Genomic DNA, 23,035 nt, shown 5'->3' with positions numbered 1-23,035 from the left:
ACTCAGGCCTCACTAATCGAAATATCGCAGTTTTGCATCTCTTCGGAGTCAGTATATTCCACGTTGTACTCCCTTGTGACCTGCCGACCCGCGACCCGAGTGTCTATGACTACAGTAAACTGTCCACTATTCCCATCAGTCGAACAGCCCATCCCATCTTCCCCAATGGCTGAACCGAATGGGAATGAACTGCTGAAAATATCAACTGTCTCTCCTGCAGGGACTACGACACTACTTTTTTCATAGATTCCGTTCCCACGTGGGTTTTCGATTGGGTTAGGAACATCACCAGCAAAGTGGAGTTCGACGATTGCATTCGGTCCGCTCCCTCTATTTTTGACCGTGACGAATGCCTCACCGTTCTTTTTTGCATCAGTCGGGCTTTCACCGTAGACCTCGTCCCACGGCTTATCCGGGACATTCCGAAACAGCCCAACGTCCTGAATCTCAATCTGGGGGCTAATCTCGAGAGAACCCTCAGCAACCGTCTCCTCACCATCCAAGGCGACGACACGATACTCGCCGGGTTCGTAGGCAGTCCCAATTTCGAACGAAACCTGTCGTGCGCCGGCGGCAAGCCCACGCTTCCCGAACAGTTCCCCATTCGGCTGTATGAGGTTCACCTGCTCAACGGGCGCGTCAGCGTCGATCTCGACAACGATGGTTTGTCCCTCAACAGCAATGCGTGAAAGCGGGCCAGCACGCTCAGTCGCCGCCGGCGTCTGGTCAGATGTCGTTGTTCCGGAGCCGCGACTACCATCAAGGCAGCCAGCAACGCTGGCGAGTGCGGCCCCGCCGAGTGTTCGAAGGACGGTACGTCTATCAATCGGTGAATCGGTTGGAATCATTGGTTTCGGTAGTAGCTATCTGTCGGACCAAACATGCGGAGGAGCCGGCGACCGGCGTAGAACGTCACGACGAACGGGATCGCCTGCCAGCCGACTTCGAACACGAACGCAACCCAGCCCTCGAGAGTTCCGAGTGGGTGCCAGCGAACCGAAGCCGTATCGCCCACATACGCGGGGTCGTGGCCAAGCCACGTGCCGGGGTGGTAGCGGACCGTGTAGATCCCCGGCTCGTCCAGCGTGACGATTGCGACGCCACTCTCGTTGGTCTCAATGCGCTGGTCACCCACCGTGATGTAGCCGCTGTGTGCCGAGCCGCCAATCGGGTACTGTCGGTCACTCCCATTCGATGCAATTGGTGCACCTGTCTGGTTGTCGCGCAACTCGACTTGGAGGGTCGCGTTCGACGTCGTCTGCGAAACGAGCCCGACAGAGAGGTTACTCTCTCGAAGCTGTCGCGCTGACCCGACTTGGGGGTCGACAATTGTGGCATTCACCCCGCGAACGATCCCGCCGACTCGAAGCGCCTCCCGGTCGACGGTCTTCGCACGGATGGCCAGACCATAGGTCGGCGTGTACGACTCGTTGACGACCTCGACAGTCACGTTCTCGCCAATCGTCTCACGGGGTGACGCCCGGTCAGCCCCCCACGTATCGATGATATCCGGCCCATCGCGAACGGGCTCCGCTCGCGGCCCGATCTGCGAGGGGTACGCGTGAACTCGGACGGGAATCGCATCCGACTGTGCCGTGGTCGTCGACGTGCTGGTGGACGTAACGAGTCTGTCCCAGTTCGTGTCGCGAGCCGTGTAGAACCGCCACACACCACGCACGCGAGCGGACGCATCATCGGTGAGCGTATAGCCCTGCCACGGCCGGGACTGGAAAATCGCGACGCCAGTATCCCCGTTCGGATACTGCGCGTAGTAGGGGTACGCCGCGAGGTCGTAAATCTCGGTATCGAGTGTATCCGAGACGGTTCGTGTCTCGGTCCGGTAGTTGACTGTCGTCTCAGATTCGCCACCAACCGTTGTCTCGACGGTCTTCTTGAGGCGAACGGAGATGGTCGCTTCGAGCGTGAGATTCGCGCTCCACGAGTGGGTAGTTTGATACTGTAATTCTGGCGTGTGAGTGCCTGCAGTCGAGGCAACCGGGATACCATCGATTTTCAGACGGGTGTTCTCAATCTCGTGGGAGACAAGCGTCCAATCGACGGTCCGATTGCCCGTTTCGTTCCCGGTTGGAACACGAACACGATAGTCGACGAGCCCGCGAACCGTCCCATTGGGAGCGATATAGAGCGGGGTCTCACCTGCGTCGAGATGTCCACGCGTCGAGGGCGTGACCGCGAATATCGTCGCGTGTGCATCGTCGATGAACGTCCCATCTTCGAGTGACGCGTGGGGCGGGTACGTCGACGTGTCGGGCCCGCCGGCGTCGAGATCAGAGAAGTCGTTGCGCGTCCACGTCGCGGCTGTTGCCGGCGGCCGCGTGAACGTGATGTCAGTCCCGTTGGCGAGTTGGTGGAGTGCCGTTCGCTCGTCGCCGTACTGCTGCTGGTAGTCTTGTTGGCTGACGTAGCGGTCGCTATCACGAGACCAGAGCGTTGCCGACTCGTTTTCCGTGAGGCCGTTTGTTTCAGTCCCTGGTCTCGGGGGCTGTGCCGTGGCGAGGCCGATAATGGAACTCAACACGAGCAGGGCGGCTACCAGTACGGAGGGCACTCGGTGCTCCATGGGAGGGCAGAGTCGGGGGTGCGCTTACCAGGGAGCGAGGTTCACGCAGTCACCGAGTGGGAGGCCCATGATCGACGCCACAACGGTGTACAGTGGGCCGAGCACCGCCAAGATGAGGGCGGACTTGAGTGCTGCGCGCTTGTGGACTTTGAGTCGTTTCTTTTGTTCGGGGCTGGCCGTGAAAATCTCAGCGAGGGAGTCGGCCTGCCAGATGACTGCTAACCCAATGAAGCCGAGCGTCGTCGTGATCTGGAAGAACCCCTCGACCATCCCCGGCAATTTCTCAGCGCTGCAGACCACGCTGTCTTGTGCGGCGACTGGCTGGACAGCAGCGATCGTGAACAGGATGCTCCCGATCGCGACGTGTCGGAGGATGGATCGGGAGGGCCGTAGCCGATGGACGGACTGAGCGTCAGCAGAGGACTGAGTGTGAGTCAGACACGGGAATCACTGGGTGTGGTCGTACACGAGCGCTTGGAGGTCGGCGTAGCGACTCGTCATGGTTGCAATCTCATCGAGCGAGTAGCCCAACTCACGCGCTTCGGTGAGTTGTGCGCGGAGTTTGTGCGGCTCAACGTCGCGAAGTTGCATCTCGTCGCGGAGGGCTTGCCGATAGAGGGCCGATGCGTTGAGATGGTCGTTCCACCTGAGGAACAACTCATCGATGTCTTCGACGGTGACTGAGCGGGAGATCATGTGTTCGGTATCGTTCCGCACCGATTGTCTTGCGGTGCGTACATGTCAATCAGATTTACCGTAATATTATATATTTACTGGCCAACATGAAGTGTGGTAGCATGCCAAACTAGGTGCTATATTATCTGGTCGAATTAGAACACCGACGTTCCCGGACCTAACGATGCAGAGGGATGTCACTCGACATATTGTGTCTGTCGAGAGGCAGCCCTATCTGTGAACTCTGAAGTGACCTGAGCAACTGCACGCTCGATATCACTATCCATCAGCGAGACGATGGCCCACGGCGAAACAAACGACTCACGGTCTAGCGTTCCGGTCTCGTATGCGCCAGCAAGCGGAAGACTGTCCGAGTACTCCTTCGTCGAGATCCCGAGTGCAATATACTGGTTGCCGGCAAATGGATGACTCGAGTCGCTGAGGATGAGATACTGACGTCGGGGAGTATGCCCGAACGGATCTGCGGCGACGACAATTACCCCACGCTCATACATCAGATCTACTCCGCACCCGAGTCTGCATCTTCATACTCATCGAGATCTGGGAGGTTTGCATCCCAGTCCGGATTCTTGTCGTAGTAGTCGCCCTCAAACTGCTCGCTCACGGCAGCCAAGCCAATCAAGCTCGCAGTATGTGCATCGTAGGCGTCGGGATTGATCGCCCAATACTCGCCCTTGTGACGCACAAACCCCTGATCATGGAGTCTGCTGAGTGTCGTCCCAACACTTCCTCGTGGGATGTCGAGCGCCTCAGCAATCTCACCCGCTCGATAGCCTGTTTCTGGAGTCGCTGCGAGGAAGCGAAGAATGGTCCGTCCATTCGTATTCGGTCCTGGAAGATCCGATGGCTGGTAGTTTTCGACCAGTAAGGATGACCTACACAAACAGCCTATAACCGAAAGCACACCCACCGTCCGCGTTGAATCGGACGACGAGTTCTTCGATCGTGCACTCGAAACTGTAGCGCAAGCCGACCTGCACTTGCACGTGTTCTGAGTGAAGAAAATTCTCGAACTGATCGGTACGACTGTCCACGAAGAGCCGAAGAGTGTCCTCAATTTCGTGGTCTATATTCGGACCACCATTTCCGAAGCTCCGTTTTTTATATACTACCCTCCCCCCACCATTTCCGAAGCTAATTCACGAAGGGGTAGTGCCTCCCTAGTGAACCCGTATACTTCTAGGTCTAACTAGGTGAAATAAAACTAGTTTAGTTTACTACGGGTTTGTTTTAACATACTACAATATAAACCTTGTTTTGATAATACTTCTTGAGAGGGACCAATCGTTCGAGTCGTTTTCTCCGGAAACAGTGGGGGGAGGGGGTTCACTTAAACTATTTAAACAAACACCGAGCTCCGGAAACTACGGAAGCTTCGGAAGCCGTGGTTTTATGACTCATTAGACATATCACGTCAATAGATGCCAGTCTTCACCCCCTCGACAGGGATATTCGATGACCCCCGCGTCTTGTCTGAGGAGTACGTCCCCGAGAATATTCTTGGTCGGAACAGTGAACTCGAGAGTTACAAGAATGCTCTCCAGCCGATAATGGACGGCCAACCAACCAAATCTATTCTTCTCTATGGGAAAACAGGTGTCGGCAAAACGGTCTCGACGAAATATCTGCTCAACCACCTCAAGACAGACGTCAAAAAATACAGAGATGTTGACTTGACGACTGTCTGGGTACTGTGTGAGAACACCAATACATCGTACCAATTGGCTGCATCAATTATCAACTCTCTTCGAGAGCCGGAAAACCATATCCGTCCAACGGGTTATCCTGCTGAGGATATGTACCAGATGATGTATCGAGAGCTAGATGCACTCGGCGGACACATTGTTATTGTCCTTGACGAGGTTGACAACCTCCAGTCAGACGACAAGCTCCTCTACGAACTCCCGAGAGCACGAGCAAACGGACGGATCGAGAATGTCCGAGTTACTGTCATTGGTATCTCTAACGATCTCAAGTTCAAAGATAATCTCCGCCAGAAGGTCAAGTCAAGTCTTGCTCAGCAGGAACTCCTCTTTCCACCATACGACGCCAATCAACTTCGTGAAATTCTGTATGCACGTGCAGATCAAGCCTTCCAAGAGGGCGTCCTGACTGATGGCGTCATCCCACTGTGCGCTGCATTCGCTGCCCAGGATATTGGTGACGCCCGTCAGGCGTTAACGTTACTCCGTGAAGCGGGCAATATCGCGAAAAAAGAAAATGCGACACAAGTCACTGAAGACCATGTCCAAACCGCCCAAGATGAACTTGAGCAGGATCTCATCACGACAAGTGTCTCTAAATTAACGACGCAAGGAAAACTTGTGCTGGCAGCAACGCTGTCACTCCATCTTGAAAATAAGACTCCTGCCCGGAACAAGGACGTCTACTCTCGGTACAAACGATACGCTTCTCTTGCAGATGCAGAGCCTGTTAGTCAACGTCGACTTCGCGATCATCTCGGCGACCTTTCGATGCAAACACTTCTTGATGAGCGAACTAGAAATACTGGCAGACAAGAGGGCCGGTACAAGGAGTACTCTGTGTCAATCGATGCTCATTCTGTCGTATCTCATCTCCGTGCTGATGGAAGAATGGAGCCTGTAATCGCTGATCTCCAGAAGCGACTCTAAACAGAAGGCAGCGAGAGTTCCACAGGTCACCCAACCCGTGGTTGTTTACCTTGTTTCATCGGAAGCGGTGGGGGGTGTTCGCTTATATACTATCTCTTCATCGGAAACTACGGAAACATCGGAACCGATGGTATGACGTGCGTCAGACGGGTCGATGTCTTTTGATTTCAACCTCTAGTTCCGTAGAACGCTGCTAAACCTGAATGAAGTGGATTCTCTGCTTAAGGGCCCTGAAAGCAGTATTTACTCCGGAAGTAGTGGGGGGTGTGAATCGACTCGGGACCAAGCCCGGGGCATTCTCCTTGCATTTCTAAACGACATATTGTAACGACTCTCCTAGTGACCGTAGAGATGAGCGATGACAACAGCACCCCGGCCGTTCGGTTGTTTGAGATCTATCTTTCACGAGTCTCTCGGAGATACTCTTTTGATGATGCTAGTGGGTCTTCTTGGAGACGTCCTCTACGAACAAACCGTAGATACAGCCAAATTCTGTAGCTACCCCACATTAACCAACAGCTCAGGCTCACCGGGGCAACCTGTTGGTTAACGGCGAAATGTGCAACTACGTTCAAGATGCTTCCCTCCGAACTCCTCGGTCTGTGTGGCCGGAACTCGCTCTTCAATCGACCAAGCAGACCTTGAGGCCCGCTTCGACGCCGAGGTCGTCGCAGACGGCGGGTACACACCCCGATACAACATCGCGCCTGGCTGCGACCTCTACATCATCACGAACGAGACTTCAGACGAGATCGACGCCTACCTCTGGGGGTTGATTCCATTCTGGGCGGACGAGTTCGAGGAGGGCATCATCAACGCTCGCTCCGAGACTGCCGATGAGAAGAGCGCGTTCAGGCGGGCGTGGAAATCTCGCCCCAGTCTGGTCCTCTCGTCAGGATTCCACGAGTGGAAATCGCCAAACAGCGGGTCGAAACAGCCCTATCGGATTCACCGCGAGGACGACCCCGCGTTCGCGATGGCCGGGCTCTGGGACGTCTGGGAGGGCGACGGCGAGACGATCTCGTGCGTCACGATTCTCACGACGGAGCCGAACAACTTGATGAACTCAATCTACGACCGGATGCCGGTTGTCCTCCCGCAGGACGTGGAATCTGACTAGCTCGCCGCAGATCCGGACACCCGCAAGAACTGTGCCAGCCTTACCTGAAGGACGATCTGGACGCCTATGAGATCTCGACGCGGGTCAACAACCCCGGCAACGACGATCCCAGGTCATCGAGCCGTTGACCACGAGCAATCGGGCCTCGGCGAGGTCAGTTCCTGATCGGTGACGGAGTCACGGTCACTGCATCGGCGACGCCGCTTCCGAATCGACGAGCGAGTACTCTCGATCTCGGATGACACCTTCTGCCGTGAGGCGGTCTTCGAGATGCTTACGCTTGGTCTGATCCATGTGTGCCTTCCGCTGAGTGAGCATCACGTCCTATGCGACGATGACCCGTCTGTTATCGGGCTAGCACCTATCCTGATCATCTGATGCCGTGTCCGATGGCCATGTTGGGCCCTCTGGGCGGGGGATCTCTTCTACTAAATCCTTCTCGAACTGCGAAGCTCTCCAGGCTATCACGTTCTCCTTCCGCTGGACATACTTTTCGTCGGTATCCAGCCACCGGGCAATCTCCTCGTACCTGTGACTAGCACAGAGCAGCACCATCACTGCGAAATCGAAGCGATCGAGATTGCTCTCGTTTGCATCAGCATCAATCCGGTCGAGGAACGCCTGTGAGGCAGCACCGACGAACTCCATTAATATCTCATACAGCTCTTCGTCATCAAATCCATCAAACGTGAATCCCTCCGTGATGTTGTTCCCAGGGTCACTCTCTTCGGTATCCCAGCGAATCTCTTCGATGGTTGCTCTTTCACAGTCGTGAAGTCTCGATAGGCGCTCTGGATACTCCTGTTCCCAGGTCGTGATTGTGTCGGCGACAGCCTCAGATTGAGCGTGTTCGATATAGGGATCACACCCTCGCTTCGCGATGACTGACTCGATGTTCTTTCCCGAGATCGTCAGTAGTACGGACGCACATCGATCAGTCTGTTCGAGGATCTGTGCGACTTCACGACGCGATTCGAGTTCGTCAAGGCCTGCACGCTTCTGCGCGTCGTGGACGAGGTTGTTTCTGCGTTCTTTGACCTCGACAAGCGACCCATGGTCACCTCCGGTCAGTATTTGGATATCACAGAGTTTCTCTAATCGCTTCGCGTGCCCCATACTCCGAACGTGCTCTGTGATGCTGTCGAGACGAGCTTCCTCGCGAAAGAGTTCGTTGAGGACTGTTTCTGTTGTCAGCTCTTCGATGAGTGCCGAGGCGAGGAGGAGATACGAAAAGAATGACCGCTCAATGTCGCTGTCGATCTCGTCGGTGGACCGGAGTTTTTCAGCGATTTCAGCACGCTGTTCGAGATAATACTCGAGGACGTTGTCTGAATGTCCGACGAGAGAGTTTTGGCGTTCTACGTAGGCAACTTGGAGGAGTAATTCCTTCTCGAAAGGGGTGCTCTCACTCAGCTTCTGGCACTTCTGGAGCGAACTTGTGGGGAGGTGGCGAGTCAAATAATCGATGTCGTCGTAGACGAGCGGCGTATTCGTCGGACAATTGTCTACGATTGACTGAAAGTCGTCGTTGTCAGCGAGTTCGCTGAGTGCAGCACGTATCTCGTCGACGCTAAGTTCCCGAACATCTTCTGACGCGTCTGAGTCTTCACCGACCGGAACAACGCGGTACGATGCATCTCCAACGATGACGACCGGGCCTTCCAGATCGAGAACCTGATATTCCCCGATAGGGCTCAGAGAGACTGTCTCTGCGTCTATTTCGAACGATACGTCGAGATCAGTGTCGTCGCCCACGCGTCAAAAACTGCAAAGGGCTCTATTCGACTTGGGCTTCGTACTCGTCCCAAAGCGTGTCGATGTCCGTGCCGGTCTCCTCAGAGATATGGCGCAGCAACTGCGCCCTGTTCTCGAACCGACGGAGCTGGCCCTTTGCGCTCATAGTAGTACATAATCGCTCCTGCAGTAATAAATCACGGGGGTGCATGCTCTCGGTCAACAAAACACGACCTACCAGTGCTATAATCACCTCGTAGACGACGCGCTGGTGCGACATGATCGAGTCGATGCTCTCCTGGCAATGGGCACTGATTTGCTATTGCTCTTCTGAGGCGGTGTCTGAGCCGTCCGAAAGTGACTGATTCTGTAATCGACCAGCAGGATAGTACCGACCCTCGTCTTTGCTGTAGAGGTAGGTCTGGATCGGTCTAAGAGTGTTTGAGTTTCGCCCGAAGAGAAAGGCGAGCCCCATCGGGCCAGCTATGAAGAGATGAATTGTCGATGTTTTTGGCAGTTCTTTGATTGCGTCTCGTACCTTGGTACGGAAAACACCTGCAGCATGGGCTGCCTGTGCCGGGGACAATTCCACACCAGGTCCATCTTCCGGTGTCAATCTGAGAATACCGTTGAAATCCGGAAGGTCGTTATGCATCTGGTCGATCTCCGGCTGCACATCGGCTGCGATGTTGACGAGCACCGCAAGCTCGGTTCCGTGATTCGGTTGTCGCTGGAGATCTCCTTCTAACCCGCTTTCCTCTTGGTCGATATCGAGTGTCCATTCTGTCATCCCGGCAGGGCTGGTGGGTTGCATCCACGTTGCTTGGATACGACGTGTGGTTGGGAGACAGTAACCGGCCGCGAACGCAGCGGGAAGATGCGTTCGGCCACGGAATCGGAGGGGGCGGCCCGATGCGTTTTGAATGAGACTGTCCGTTACCGTGGTTAACGCCGGGAGTAGACGCTGGTTCCATTCTTCTTGGGATGGTGGACCATGTTCGAACGATCTTGACCAGTCGATAGCAATCGCTGGATCGATATTGTGAGCCGGCGATTCGTAGGTATCAAGTGAACATTCGAGAGGCTCACCGTCCGGTAAATACCCATCTATCCGCTCGATCCGCTCTGATAAGACGGTCTGGACGATTTCTGTAGCTTTGTCAGACGTGGTCTCCTCCAAGGGGAGCATTTTCCAGGCGGAGAAGTCGTGGAGGATCGGTGCCTCGTTGAGTATCGATTTGGCTTCTCCAACGCTGACATCGGGACATGGCACAACGACCACGAAAAACTCGTCATCCATCCCAGCGCTTGTTGAATCCCGGCAACTCGTCGTTAAGAATGATGTCGGAGTCGGCTACGCCCTCACTGACGAGCGCAATACCACTGGCCGTTTCCGGGTTCTCCAACTGGTCGATGATTTCGTCTCTGAGTGGCTCCGGCTTCAAATCGAAGATATCCCGCCAAATCGGCACCCCGTGTCGCTCCAGTTCCGTTTGCAGGAAATTGGCGACGTCCGTCTGTTCGTGCTTATAGCTGAGAAATACACGGCCAGTTGGATCAGTCATATATCATCACCGACGTTGAGAGTTGTAGCTGCATCTGGGTTGTCAATCCGTTCTAACTGCTCGTATTCCTTACTATCGTGGAATAGATAGGCGTTAATCGTGAATTGACCTTCTTCGTCCTGACCGACGATGAAGAGGAGCGGATGCGGACAGTCGTAGCCGTCGTCGTTGGCGATTTCATTCATCGCAGTTCGATCGTCCCGGCTGAGATTGGGTGAAGCGCCGGATGGTAGTGCCATTCACCGAGATAGTCGATGCCGATGCTCTCCCTGGCATCTTTGAGCCACTCCTCGACTTTGTCGGTTCCGCGGAGGAATCGAGTTGGCTCTTGAATGGAGTCTCGGGGTGGGTCGCGGGCATTAACCACCAGTGCTGGTCCATCGAGACGGTCGGTTCCAGCCAGAATACCACCCGTCTCACAGGGGTGTTCTTCGCGACAGCGATCATACATCGCTTCAAGACATGTGGCCGGAATTTGGACGGTGATTGGTGATTCCGGTGCTCGCCATATTGTTCCGTCCTGGAAGGGAGGTGTGGCCTGTGAAATGGTCGGCAGTTCGTCGCCACTACCGGTCTCGAGCACGGTGAAGTGATTCTCGCGCAGGCTCAATGACGTCGCCTGATCGAGAAGTCGTGTCACTGTCCCTGCCCACGTCATCACCCGGTCCGTTCGGATAACTGATGCTGGGTGCCAGCAGCCGACTCGTTCGGGGATGGCATCCTCGTCTTCGTCCCATTCGATCTGTTCTTGCAACCGCCATGGATCGAACGCCTCGTTGTAATCGCTGTACGGAAAGGTATGTGAGTAAGCTGTGAAGCAGAACAACCGGTTCGCTTGTCGACCCATAGCCGCAGAGCAAAACACGACCGGGTGATTCCATCTAATCGCATCAAGAGCGCGCCGAACTCCCCGTGACGCGGTACAGTCAATTACTACCTCCGCTTCTCTAATTGGCTCCGGCAGCTCACCGCTCGGTGGAAAGGCGCTATCCACATCAAGGACCTGGGCGTACGGTGCAATTGATTCAAGCCGGTCCGCGATTGCTGTCGCCTTGTTTCGTCCCACCCCATCGATTGTTAGTGTGTGGCGAGCAACGTTCCCGATCTCATACGTATCATTGTCGACGATGGTAAGCTGCTGACAGCCGGCTCGAACGAGGTTCTCGGCAACCATACTGCCGAGCGCTCCCGCTCCGATGAGCACGATGTTGCGATCCAGAAACCACTCCGTCATATGTCCGCGTCTGGTGAGTTGCTCATGCGACCAGTTGTCCGAGTCCAGCCACCGAATCTGTTCCTCTCCGGCTCCCCGCCGTTCGGCTATCTCTGGCCCCTTTCCAGTATCTCGAAATCCGCCCGAGAGGTCATTCGGGTCCTTGAACTCCTGTATCTCGATTGGTTGCCAATAGATGATCTCGGGGTCGCCGTCAACCGTTGCTGGGATGGGGAATCCAATTAGAAGGGCCTTGACCGGTTCATCGTCCAAGACGGGCTTGATATTCGCCCGTAGTTCGTACGGGTCGGTCTCGGTACCCTCGAAAAACCCTCCCAAATCTTCCCACGTCTCCGGGGCCTCCCACGGGGGTTCAATCGGCATCTCTTCTAATAGTGCCCACGCCCCGGAAACGGAGTCATCAGGATTCGAATCGACGTATCCGCCCCATTGTGGCTGATAGACGACTTCATCGTCGCTATCTTTGAACGTACCAGTCGCGTATGTCTCTTCAGCAGTTGGCAACGAGCGGAGATTGACTGTCCCCCACTGTCCATACATCTCTCTCCAGTCTGAGAACGACTCCTGCGTCTCGTTGAATGCGATGGTTGGGGCCGAAGCCGAGTTCGTATCGAAGGCCGGGATTTCAAACGGTTCGTCTGGTTCCCGGAGTTCCCCTTTCGCAGCATTACTCAACCACCGCAGTGCTCGGTCCGTATGCCAACAGAGCCGATCACGGCTTGTGCTGGGTTCGCCGGTGGCTCCCGTTTGACTGAGGGTGTGCCCATACCGAGCAACACAGATATCGCCTCGTCGCCACGGGGTATCGTCGCTCCCAGCCACGTTCAGCTTCTGGTGGGGGAATGTGGCGGTAATGGTGTTCTCTTCTTGATCCGCAGGGTAGATCCCAATTGAACCGGCGGGGTACGTATCCCGTAGATGGAGATACCAGTCCGTCTCGCGTGGCACGTCCGGATGGGGTTCTAAGTCGTCTGGTGAAAGCCTGATCTTGACGATCCACCGTCCGTTGCTATCGTGTCGATATGGCTCTTTGAGGACGGTGACTCCGTCCCGTTCGGCAATGGCTGTGACGGCTTCTGTAATTTCTTGGGGTGGCATTTATTATATCAGCTGTCCGACTCGGCGAACTGGTGATCAGATGGATCCTCTACCTGTGAGGACGACCCTACTGACATGGCTTTCTCCCCTCCATCGTCAGAATCGTCGTCGCTTCCGAATGGAGGGAATTTCTCGCCGAAGAGCTGGTACCAGTAATCCCTCGATGTTTCTTTGTCCTCCTCATCCAGTGCTGTCCGCGCGAGCGCTGCGGCATCCTCGGCCTCATTGTAGAACGCCGCGAAATCGTCCCCGTCGATTTGTTTGAGGACGTCATTCTCGGGGGTTTCCGGGAGCCCGTGAGCCGGCAAGACGGGGGTTTCCTCGGCCATTGCTTCGGTCTTGAACTGCCGTGTAAGTTCTTCGAGCGTCCTTGTCACGCCTTCAGCGACGCTGTCGATATCATCTGGACAGCACTGACCAACGATGTGCTCGAGGGGATAGCTTGTCGGTCCTTCGACGTCCGGTGTCTTCGTTCGCCGCCACCATTTGATGGCTTTGACGACGTTCACGTAGTGGCCATCCGTGATATCGTTCTTATTCACGGTGAAGGCGATAGTCGCGAGGGGATGGGTATTCTCCCACTCGTTCTCATCTCGATGTGGGATCTTGAGCGGTTCGTCCTTCCACTCGTCGTCGCCATCTGCCGACATATTGAGGGCCTCCGCCACGGTCGAAAGGTCGTTCGGACTCAGGGCTGTGCCAACGTCCAATGAACTCAGTGATTTGACGGCTTCGCGTGTTCCCTCGCTGGGTGCCGCTGTCAAGACGAGATCGATCTCCACCTCCTCTTCCTCGATTTTGTAGGAATGCGCATTTGGTTCCCACTGCCCCTCATAGTGTTCCTTCAGGAACGGTTCGCATTTCTCCAGCGCTACGTCGGTATCAAGGTCACTGCTGAGATCAGAGACAAAGACAACGTCAACGTCGGATTTCTCGTCTTCCTGCGGTCTGAGTGCCGTCCACCGGCGATAGCTCCCTTGGAGGAAATCTGCCACGTAGAATTCGTCGATGTCGTCGTCGTTCTGCAAGTGATCGCGGAGAGTTTCGTGGCCCTCCTTGTAGGCATCATTGTGCTCGTCCTGTGGGCGGATGTCCGACAGGAAGGTCTCGAACAGTGTGGGGAGCGTGGTCATAGTGTATCGATATTCTGGAACGTGTTAAGTGGTTGTTGCAGCAGGCGGTGACTCAATGATCGCGTATTCTCGATCCCGGCTCGTGCCTTCGGCCTCGAGGAGGTTGTATTGAGTCATCTTTGACAGATATGCCCGAACGGTTCGCTTGGTCCGTGGATCATCGAGGTCCTCGGTATAGCGCTCGTGAATCTCGCTCGGGCCGAGCGGGCCGTGCTCACGAACGATGTCGTAGACGACGCGCTGGTGCGGCGTGAGTGAATCGAGGCTCTTCTGCTTGATCTGGGCCCGGGCATCCTCGGCGGCGTCCAGGAGGATGTCGTCGGTGATGCGCTCGTGGTTCTCGCGATCTGCATTGCCGGCGGCCGTTCGGAGGATGCCGATTGCGAGGCGGGCGTCGCCGGCGGCCGCGTCGGCGATCCGGTAGAGCTGGTCGTCGGTGATGACATCCTCGTCGAGGCCCCACTTCGCCCGAGCACTCAGGATATCGTATAGCTGCTCGTCGTGGTACTTGTCCATCCGGACGTGCTCGCTCGAACGGAGCCGACTCACAAGGCGGTCGTCGACGCGGCTGAACAGTTCCTCTTCCTTGTTCGCGATGCAGATAATCGCGAACTGCGGGAGGCTGTGGAGATCGTAGATGACGCTGGGATCTTCGAGTTGGTCGACCTCATCAAGGATGACGACGGTTCGCGGGCCGTCATGCTACTGGAGGCGATCAACGAGTTCGTCATGCGGCGTCGACTGCCGGTGGATGTCGATGGTCGCGCCGAGATCGTCGAGGATCTGGTAGAGCGTCCGAAATCGGGTGTAGTTACGCCAGCAGTTGACGTAGGTGGCCTCGACGTCGAGCACCTCCTCACGTAGGCGTTCGGTGACGAATTGCGAGATGCACGTCTTGCCGGCCCCGCTGGGTCCAGTGACGATGGCGGTGTCAGCGAGCTCCCCGTTCGTGATGGGCTCGAGGACGCTGGAGAGGTGGTTGACTTCGGCGTCGTGATGCTCAACTTCCCGAGGGGACGAACCCGGCACGGAGAACACGAGCATCGCGGATCATCTTTGCTTGATAGACTGGTTTCCGGCTAGTACTAAAAACGTAACCGGGTCGTTTCCGGAAACGATTCAATTAGCCCGTTCTGTCTGTGGTGATTCCCGCGTTGCAACGCGATTTATTTTGCGGAAAACCCAGGCTTCCAGGAACTTCCGGGATAACGTTAGAACAATACCTCAGAATGGCCGGAGGTCCCGCCAACGGACATCAGTTTTCGTTCCATCCTCCAGCTGAACACGATACAGCACAGCATCGCGAGTATCGCCCGTGACGAAGCCGGCATCGTCCTCGAAGATAGCGATAATCTCGCCGTAGCGTCCGTGGAGCCGGTCGTAGTCTGGATCCGTCTTGTCAGGGATATCGATTCGGACGCGGTCACCTTCCTCGTACTGGTGATCCGTCATTCTTGCTCCCGGAGGTACTCCGTCCGTTCGTAGATGTCTTTCTCGAACTCAACAGTCCGATTGAGGAAGGAAGTCCGTGGCGCAACTACCGCGGCCGCGGTTAGCGTAAGGAGGACAGATCGAACTATGAGGGAATGAGCCCACGCTGAGAGCCCTTCTCTCCAATCCCGATCATTCATTAATTCGGTCTCAACCGGACTTGCTCACTACCACCACATAATTCTGTCAATGGGAAGCCGATAGATGGACTTCAGTTTTCTCACCAAACACTAAGTCACCTTGAGGGATACATTCGGCAACACGATGATTTCTCTCCCTCCCCTCGTCGACAACGCCAACCGGACTGTCGAAGATGTCTACAGGAAGATTATTCCACAAATCGAAGAAGCACGAATCGCTACCGGCTACTTCTACCTTTCTGGATTCGATCTGTATCGCGAAGATCTCGAACAACTCGCTGACCCAGACGAACTTGGTCACGCGCCCCTTCGTATATTGATGGGGCGACAAACGAATCAGAGTACAGCAGATGAAATCGGAGAAGGACAAAGCCTACGTGACGAACTCAGAGATGAGGTCGAAGAGAGCATTGACGAGCTCAACAACGCACAGTTAGGACGGTTGGACCGGCTGCGAGATTTCATAGCTGAAAACAAGGTTAGCGTCCGTGTGCGAAATCCAGAGAACGGCTACTTCCACGCCAAAGGAGCCTCATTTAGAGCGCCACAGGACGATGATGACTGGGCAACTGACGACGATACGGATACCCGTCCCTGTGCGACGATTGTCGGGTCCTCAAACTTCACCGCGAGTGGCCACCGAAACAATATCGAACTAAATCTTACGAGTCAAGATCGTCCTGAAGCTGAGGCGTTCGAAGACTGGTACGATAACCAGTGGGCGAATGCCGAGGACTTCAGTGAAGAGATCATCCGGATCATCGAGAACAGTGACAAGTACCAGGACTGGCAGGAACAACAGGAAGAGGAATCAGACGATGAGGAAACGCCTGATGACTTAGGCACGTATATTGAACCGTTCGAGCTGTACAAAATTCTCGCATACGACGAACTGAGCGGGAACGTCAACATCCGGGATAGCCCGCTGTACTATTTCCAGACACTCGGATACGAAAGCGCGAAGGAGAAACTCTCTCAGTTCAACGGCTGTATCATCTCTGACTCCGTCGGGCTCGGAAAATCGTTCATTGGCGGTGAGCTTCTCCACGACTATCGTCAACGAGGAGATCACTGCCTCCTCATCGTACCTGCGAACCTCACCGAACAGTGGGAAGACCTTCTTCAAGACGATACTGATGAAGACGGCAATCCGTACTTCGGTCTCGAAGTTGATGGGACCCACTTAGAGGTCATGAGTATTAGCAAGTTCCAGAATCTCGCGTACGAGGAGGTAAAGGACCTCAAAGACAGATTCGATGTCGTACTCATTGACGAAGCCCATCGCTTCCGGAACCACGGCAAGTGGAGGCCGGACCCCGATGACGAGGACGATTACAAGGGAACCCGTCGACATGCGAATCTGCGACAGCTCCGCGGGAAGACAATGATCATGCTGACAGCAACCCCGATCAATAATTCTGCGACCGACTTAGAGAACCTCATTAGTCTGTTCACTAGTCCTGAGGAACTACGGAACAAGGCGTCGCTGGATTTCGATGCCTTCGAGGAGTACATCGAGCTTTCGGAGTCTCGGAAGAAGATCGCTGCTGGCAAGGAGGAAGCCAGTGAGGAAGACCTACGGAAAATAACCGAGCAACTCCAGCGGCACTCGGAGGAGATCTCGAAGATTCTGAACGAAGTGATGGTGCTTCGAACGCGGAAGCACGTCAAAGACCAGATCCAAGATGGGGAGGACTTCGAGATGAGCTTCAAGCCCCCAACGCTAAGCAAGGAGCAATACTCGCTCCCGGCGGCGTACCAGCCCGTATACCGAATGTTGCCGGACGTAATGGACGCGCTTCATCTCCCGCATATCACGGTGAAGAACCCGAAAGCAGGTGGCACACTGAAAGCGTTATACAAGCTGAATCTGCTCAAGCGTCTGGAGTCTTCGACGTACGCGTTTGTACAGTCCATTGAAACCCTCCATCAGAGTGAAAGGCAACTTCTCGGTCTTCTCGATGGGCTTCCTGAAGACGAGCAGATCGATATGCTGCGCGCGGCACAGGACGACGAAGAAACTGAGACGCTTGATGACTTTGTGGAGGGGAGTGATGCCGCTGAAGATCTCGAACAGACACTGGAAGAGTTCGGCTTCGATACGACCGCTGTTCGTGCCGATGAGGACTCTGAGAGTGATACTCCAGACGAATTGACGGATGCGACAATCGGTGAGGTGAAGACCTACATTCGAGAGGACTTGACGCTTCTGGCCTACTTCTTGTCGCAGTTCATCGGCGATATCGCACAGGATTCTGGCGATGTAAGCGATCAAGCTGTTTCGACACGGCAGTGGCTTCACGACCACAATGTCGGTGTCCTTCCGGACGTCCCCGAAGAGGAATTAAACCCGATCCTCTACCCGCAAAGTGACCTGACTGACGTTGATGAGGCGACGAGAGAGTTCTATGAGGCGGTATTCTCGTTACGGGAGTTTCGTGACCCGAAGGTTGAGCGGCTCGCGGACGTACTCAATGGATACGATGACGAGAAGGTCCTCGTCTTCACCCAGTACCGTGCTACCGCGGACTACGTTCATCGAACGCTCCTCAACAACCCTGACTCCCCGGTAACAGAGGCGAATAGTGCCGTCGTCAAAGGTGGTGACGACAACAAACAAGACGTTATCAAGCGATTTGCACCGGAGGCCTCGGGGTATCAGCAAACGCTAGCTGAGTCCGGTGAATCGGAACTACAGTACGTCGTGGCAACCGATACCCTATCCGAGGGGGTCAATCTCCAGGACGTCGCAGTTCAAATTTCGTTTGACCTTCCGTGGAATCCGATGCGGATCGTTCAGCGTGTGGGGCGTATCGACCGGATCGGGAGTACTGAGGAGAAGTACGTCCACAACTTTTATCCTGATGGAGATATCGAAGCTGCGATTAAGCTCCTGAAGCGGCTGCAGGCAAAGATCAACGACATCGCGCTCATCGTCGGGAAAGAGAACAATATTCTAGACCCGAATGAGGACCAGATCCTGGAGAAGACGGGTGTCGACACCGAAAAGACGATTGGTGAACTTCAGGTGGATGAGATCGAAGACTCGCTTCAGAAGTCCCGAGAAATCGATGACGTGAACGAGCTTGATGACACGAGTAAGAATCCTCTCCTTCGAAATGCGGGGAGTAACGAACACGCGGCCTACGAGCGATTCTTACTCAAGAAGGAACTGAACGAGGACTTCGGACTTTCAGAAGACGACTTCGAATACGCGGCAGACTACTTCGAAGAGGCCCCAGAGGAGCGCGAACGCCTGTACACGAACGTAACCGACCACGATGTAGGGCCACGGCCCGGCGTGTTTGCTCTTGCTCACCTCTGGTTTGATGACGAAGATCACAACCCACCACTTGGGCGTGTTCGTCGGGGGTTCTACTACAAACCGTTCACTGACGACGTCAAGGAGCGTCCTGTTGGTACACTCAAGATTGATCCATCGGTAGGTGGTGAACCGATCACTGGAGACGCTGAGAACGTGCTGTCAAACCGTGAGACAATCCAGGATGTTCTCGATGACCGTTTGGAAGCGATTCGAGAAGGGCAAGTCGAAGGTGCATTCAAGCAGGGGGAGGCATTCTCGAAAGAGCAAGAGACTATCCTCGATTTTATTGCTCACTACCTACAGCCAAACCACGGTGAGATGCCTGTTCAGAGAGATGACTACGAGACCCTTGAAGAGTGGGCTAGTGACCTTCGTGAGACGCTTCAAGATGTGAAGTTAGCAAATACTGACGAAGACCGAATTCTTCGGAATACATTTCGGCATAACGATCAGTATGACTCGTTCCCTGAGTGGCCCCCTGTAGAATTCTTGAAGCAGCTTGAACTCTTCCTTGAAGAAAACGTAGAAAGTTCAACAGAGTACCAAGCTAAACTCGTAGGCGAAAGCGAGGTACAGGCCAGACTAATGTGTTGGGGCGTTATCGGAACCTGACTAAGTTCGGTAACCTGTAGTGAGGGGACCTACGGGTAAGGCCCCTCTTCATCTAACTCGGAGTACTTCTCAAACACGAGATCGAAATAGGGATCATCCATTAGCTTTGGATTGTCTACCTGGTAAAAATCATTGAGTATGAACCTTGTCTCTTCTTCATTCATCCCATAGGCATGGAATGCAGCAGCGTCGATCTCCGCTTGTAACTCCCGGCGTTTTTCTGCATCAGTAGCTGGATCAATACCGCCGAGGCGGTCGCGCATTTCGGAGAATTCGTCTCCATAGCAATTCAGTCTCGCCGCACGCTGAGAAATCCAATTGAACCAGTTGTCACCGGCAGTGAGTCGAGGAAGTTGCGTCTCATTAAGTTTGTATTGGACGATATTGGTGTCGATCTTTGTCCTCATCAGGTAGTCGATTGGGATGCTATTCAATAATCCAAGAACGACGAATAATTCCTCATCGGTAAACACCTTTTCGTAGGCGCTGTGCATCGGGTAATTACCGAGATCATCCTCTGTTGGTTCCACAACATGGGGGCGGACTGTGGCGATGCTGTGTACAGTGACGGTGTCCTTTGGAATGACCCCCGCGATTAATGTCCGTTCATTGGTGCTATTCGTAATCTTTCGAATAGCGATTCGGTACTTCGTGCAGTCAAGCAGCACATCTTCCTTTGATAGTTCTGGTCGACCATGTTGCTCAAGCAGATCGTTGACGAACGACTTCTGCGAGCCTGATCCATCGAATTTGTTGTAGATCGCCTTTTTCAAACTTGCATCAGGATCACGTGATCGGAAGTTCTTCATCCGAACTCTGTGTTTCGCACTTCGGTCTGGATCGCCTTCGTCCACTCCCCATAGAGATATCGGGTTAATGTTGAAGACGGAGGTGTCATCATAGGCGAACTGGTGCATATTCTTTCCCTCGTAGATTGGGTAATCGCCGTCCTCTGGTTGTTCTATGAGGAGATTGGAGTCATTTGCCCGGTCAAGCTCCTTCATGTACAGAGAGACAAACCAATCGTCTCCTACTTTCTCTCCAATTGGAGGGTGGTCTACGAATTTAGACAGCGAGTCGATCAATTCTTGTGACCGGAAGAAGGGGAAGATACGTGATTCAGGTGAGTATTCAGCAAGAACTTCTGATGGGATATCAATTGAAATGTTATCGAAATTGACAAGAATGGAGGTATCTCCGCTTGCAAAGCCGCCGTTTACTATGTCCGTGGAGCCAGAGTTTCGAAAAGTACAGATAGCAAAATGATAGCGGTCATCCACATTGTTGAAAATTCCTTTATTTTCAAACTGGACAAAGTGCTCCAATTCAGTTTTATTGATAATATACTCCCGAAGGTCCTTGGCTGTCGCTCCAAGGAAAAAATTACCCGGCATAATCTGGGTAACATATGATTGGTCTCCAGCTAATTGGGTAACTCGCTCAAAAAACAGGAGTGAAAGGTCCGTTTCAGTGGCAACGGTCTGACCACTGACAGTGGGTTTCTGTAGTTCATACTGGTCTGATGAGTTATAATAATCAGACCGAATCTGCATATTTTTCTTGAATTCTTCATACTCGGCTGCGATGTCAGGATTCGATAGAAGCTCCTCCTCTTTTCGGTCTTTTTCACTTGGTGGTCGGGTTCTGAATCTCTCGTCGTACTTGGGGAAGAAGTGACTTCGATCCGGTGTGAGTACGTCCCAGGGTGGATTTCCGATGATGATGTCGAACCCACCATCCCGATAGATTGTAGGAAATTCAATCACCCAATGGAACGGGTGATATTCTTCTAGCATCTTTTCATCAACCTTCTCGATACCAGCATCGTGGAACTGGTCGAGGATTTTTTCATTCAGTTTCTCACTGTGGGAACCGATTCGTGATTCTGCCAGCTTCCTTGCATTTGTAGCGACTTTAGAGCTTGTCGCATCTTGGTGACGTTCAATGGCTCCGATCACCCCTTCGTACATCTCTTTGATACCAGTCCCAGCGCCACCCCCGTAGTTCGAAAGAGATGCATCCCCACTCTCAGTGGCTACTTCTTCGACATCCGTGAACCCAATGAGTGTATTCCCCTGGCGTATGTTAAAATCGATATTCGGCAGCGGTTCGACCTCGTGTGGCTCGTCTTCGATATCCGCGACCATTGAGAGCCACAATCGAAGTTTGCAGATTTCGACAGCCCCTTCATCAATGTCTACCCCGTAGAGATTATTCAGAATAACTGTCCGCTTCGCGTATAGCGAGGGCCCTCCCTGTCCTTTATTGACCTCTTCTATCTCATCACGTGTGCGGGAATCTAACTCCCACCCCTTACCTTCACTTTCGAGTTGCTGGAAGTACTCGAGACACTGCATATAGATATCCACCAACACATCCTGTGCAGCGAGCAAAAACGCACCACTACCAACTGCTGGATCAAGGACGTGCGCCTCTTTCAGTATGTCGTGATACAGCGTTTCGACGTGCTTCGTGTCTACGTTCTCAGTGGGTACCTGCTGAGTCATCGTTCCGCCATCTGCTAACGCCACTTCACTACTACCGGATTCTACACTCGGGAACCCGAATACGTCGTCAATTTCGTTGTATTCAGCATCTACGGCGTCATTGAGTTGGTCAAGCAGGTACGGGTGAATCGTCCGGCGAGACATGAAGCCGGTAATCTCCTCAGGGGTGTAGTACGCGCCCATCTCTTTCTGGTTGACCGTCTGTTCGAAGATATGCCCGAGAATAGCAGGCGAGAGGTTCTTCGGATCAACGATATCAAGCCGTTCGTCCACATTCCAGTTCCACCCCGACAAGAAATTCAAGATCTCGTTGAAGAGCTCGTTCGTCTCCTGAGCTGATTCACCAAGCTTTGCGTCCGGGAATTCTTCCTCAACAGGGTTCTTGGCGAACAGTCCACCGTTCAAGTACGGGAGGCTCCCGAAGTCGGGATTCTGCTTGTCTTCTGCAAGGTAGTCGAAGAACAGCAGCTGATAGAAGTTTTCGTAACGGTCTTCGCCGTCAGCCACTACCTCGCTAGGCTGTTCGTGAAGGTAGTTTGGGTTCCGGTCTAGCAGGCGCTTTTCCTGTATGAAGTACAGGAAAATCATCCGATCAAGGATAACTTGCACGTAGCGTTGCTTCGCATCGCCCCGGTCACCTTGGGATACCGGAAACTTCCTGAACGAGATCGGTGCGGAGGTCTTCGAACTCCTCGTAAAATTCTTTGACTACTTGTTGCGTATCGTACAGCGTATCGTAAATCGCAGCTGGGGAACCGTATTCGATTGAATTGAGCTTCTTCAGAACGGTGTTCTTTTCTCCACTATCTCTTGTGAACTGTTCTTTGGTGAACGATATTTTCTGGTGCTTGATTCGACCGTGCTGCTGACCTTCCCAACTGCGCGTTCGGGTGAGAAAGGTAAACTCATTGAAATCTTTCGTGGCGACAAGGTTCGTGTGTCGGGAACGGTTGTCTGGTTTGAACTCGGTCGCTGATTCACCAGGGCCGGCGTTGACGAGTACGACGAATTCGTCATCGGCTAGTTGGAGGACAAGTTCGTTGTCCTCCCCGAGATTCGGACGGGGTTTCAGTCCACGTTTCTCAAACGAGTCAGCGATATCCTGTAGAGAGTCCCAGCTCGCGATATGGGTCGCGGTGATTTGCTGGAGAGCCATGGATCATTGA

Annotated in this window: 19 protein-coding genes and 1 pseudogene; 3 read left to right on the top strand and 17 right to left on the bottom strand. The window is 53.9% G+C overall.

Annotated elements, in window-relative coordinates:
* Positions 1-2 precede the first annotated feature (2 nt).
* The 6 genes from ATB1_RS12820 to ATB1_RS24400 form a co-directional block, all read right to left on the bottom strand.
* The gene (locus tag ATB1_RS12820; protein WP_042664184.1) at positions 3-848 is read right to left on the bottom strand and encodes a hypothetical protein; all 846 of its coding nucleotides are present in this window, start codon (positions 846-848) and stop codon (positions 3-5) included.
* Positions 845-2,581, bottom strand: coding sequence for a hypothetical protein (locus ATB1_RS12815; RefSeq protein WP_042664182.1), 1,737 nt, complete (start codon positions 2,579-2,581; stop codon positions 845-847). Before ATB1_RS12815 ends, ATB1_RS12820 begins: the two co-directional genes overlap by 4 nt.
* Positions 2,582-2,605: 24 nt before the next feature.
* A complete protein-coding gene (locus ATB1_RS12810) occupies positions 2,606-2,956 on the bottom strand; it encodes a hypothetical protein (RefSeq protein WP_394324775.1) in 351 nt (116 codons plus the stop codon).
* A gap of 72 nt (positions 2,957-3,028) precedes the next feature.
* On the bottom strand, positions 3,029-3,277 hold the full coding sequence (locus ATB1_RS12805; protein ID WP_042664177.1) for a hypothetical protein: 249 nt from the start codon (positions 3,275-3,277) through the stop codon (positions 3,029-3,031).
* 176 nt (positions 3,278-3,453) lie between these two features.
* Complete coding sequence (locus tag ATB1_RS12800) at positions 3,454-3,771, bottom strand: hypothetical protein (protein ID WP_042664175.1); 318 nt, start codon at positions 3,769-3,771, stop codon at positions 3,454-3,456.
* A gap of 5 nt (positions 3,772-3,776) precedes the next feature.
* The gene (locus ATB1_RS24400; RefSeq protein WP_042664302.1) at positions 3,777-4,142 is read right to left on the bottom strand and encodes a helix-turn-helix domain-containing protein; all 366 of its coding nucleotides are present in this window, start codon (positions 4,140-4,142) and stop codon (positions 3,777-3,779) included.
* 556 nt (positions 4,143-4,698) lie between these two features.
* Between ATB1_RS24400 and ATB1_RS12790 the strand changes: the two genes are divergently transcribed.
* Positions 4,699-5,910 carry an orc1/cdc6 family replication initiation protein gene (locus ATB1_RS12790; protein ID WP_042664173.1) on the top strand — a complete coding sequence of 404 codons (1,212 nt, stop codon included), beginning with the start codon at positions 4,699-4,701 and terminating at the stop codon, positions 5,908-5,910.
* Positions 5,911-6,514: 604 nt separating this feature from the next.
* On the top strand, positions 6,515-7,030 hold the full coding sequence (locus ATB1_RS12785; protein WP_241768217.1) for an SOS response-associated peptidase: 516 nt from the start codon (positions 6,515-6,517) through the stop codon (positions 7,028-7,030).
* A 354-nt stretch (positions 7,031-7,384) separates the two neighbouring features.
* Here the strand turns inward: ATB1_RS12785 and ATB1_RS12780 are convergent, their stop codons facing one another.
* From ATB1_RS12780 to ATB1_RS12750, 9 genes and pseudogenes are all read right to left on the bottom strand, one after another.
* Positions 7,385-8,785, bottom strand: a complete 1,401-nt coding sequence (locus tag ATB1_RS12780; RefSeq protein ID WP_042664171.1) for a hypothetical protein — start codon at positions 8,783-8,785, stop codon at positions 7,385-7,387.
* A gap of 22 nt (positions 8,786-8,807) precedes the next feature.
* Positions 8,808-8,930: a hypothetical protein gene (locus ATB1_RS23900; RefSeq protein WP_008528531.1), complete on the bottom strand. Its 123-nt coding sequence runs from the start codon at positions 8,928-8,930 to the stop codon at positions 8,808-8,810.
* A gap of 153 nt (positions 8,931-9,083) precedes the next feature.
* The gene (locus tag ATB1_RS12770) at positions 9,084-10,064 is read right to left on the bottom strand and encodes an SAVED domain-containing protein (RefSeq protein WP_052367981.1); all 981 of its coding nucleotides are present in this window, start codon (positions 10,062-10,064) and stop codon (positions 9,084-9,086) included.
* On the bottom strand, positions 10,057-10,329 hold the full coding sequence (locus tag ATB1_RS19915) for a toll/interleukin-1 receptor domain-containing protein (protein ID WP_052367978.1): 273 nt from the start codon (positions 10,327-10,329) through the stop codon (positions 10,057-10,059). Before ATB1_RS19915 ends, ATB1_RS12770 begins: the two co-directional genes overlap by 8 nt.
* On the bottom strand, positions 10,326-10,514 hold the full coding sequence (locus ATB1_RS22460; protein WP_198526101.1) for a hypothetical protein: 189 nt from the start codon (positions 10,512-10,514) through the stop codon (positions 10,326-10,328). The genes ATB1_RS19915 and ATB1_RS22460 overlap by 4 nt, the downstream gene beginning before the upstream one ends.
* Positions 10,511-12,661 carry a ThiF family adenylyltransferase gene (locus ATB1_RS22455; protein WP_206742057.1) on the bottom strand — a complete coding sequence of 717 codons (2,151 nt, stop codon included), beginning with the start codon at positions 12,659-12,661 and terminating at the stop codon, positions 10,511-10,513. The genes ATB1_RS22460 and ATB1_RS22455 overlap by 4 nt, the downstream gene beginning before the upstream one ends.
* A gap of 8 nt (positions 12,662-12,669) precedes the next feature.
* Complete coding sequence (locus ATB1_RS12760) at positions 12,670-13,794, bottom strand: hypothetical protein (RefSeq protein ID WP_042664167.1); 1,125 nt, start codon at positions 13,792-13,794, stop codon at positions 12,670-12,672.
* A 24-nt stretch (positions 13,795-13,818) separates the two neighbouring features.
* A pseudogene (locus tag ATB1_RS12755) lies at positions 13,819-14,848 on the bottom strand (Cdc6/Cdc18 family protein).
* 170 nt (positions 14,849-15,018) lie between these two features.
* On the bottom strand, positions 15,019-15,246 hold the full coding sequence (locus tag ATB1_RS12750) for a hypothetical protein (RefSeq protein WP_042664165.1): 228 nt from the start codon (positions 15,244-15,246) through the stop codon (positions 15,019-15,021).
* Positions 15,247-15,549: 303 nt separating this feature from the next.
* On the opposite strand from ATB1_RS12750, the gene ATB1_RS12740 reads away from it, so the two are divergent.
* Complete coding sequence (locus ATB1_RS12740; RefSeq protein ID WP_042664162.1) at positions 15,550-19,362, top strand: helicase-related protein; 3,813 nt, start codon at positions 15,550-15,552, stop codon at positions 19,360-19,362.
* Between the two features lie 29 nt (positions 19,363-19,391).
* Here the strand turns inward: ATB1_RS12740 and ATB1_RS12735 are convergent, their stop codons facing one another.
* Both ATB1_RS12735 and ATB1_RS23345 read right to left on the bottom strand, forming a co-directional pair.
* Positions 19,392-22,478 (bottom strand): Eco57I restriction-modification methylase domain-containing protein, encoded by a 3,087-nt coding sequence (locus ATB1_RS12735; protein WP_241768216.1) that lies wholly within the window; start codon positions 22,476-22,478, stop codon positions 19,392-19,394.
* Positions 22,479-22,503: 25 nt separating this feature from the next.
* Positions 22,504-23,025 carry a hypothetical protein gene (locus ATB1_RS23345; RefSeq protein WP_042664160.1) on the bottom strand — a complete coding sequence of 174 codons (522 nt, stop codon included), beginning with the start codon at positions 23,023-23,025 and terminating at the stop codon, positions 22,504-22,506.
* Positions 23,026-23,035: the final 10 nt, after the last annotated feature.

The sequence above is a fragment of the Haloferax sp. ATB1 genome (assembly GCF_000730175.1).
Note: the sequence above shows the minus strand (reverse complement) of the source record. Positions and strands in the feature narration are given on the sequence as shown.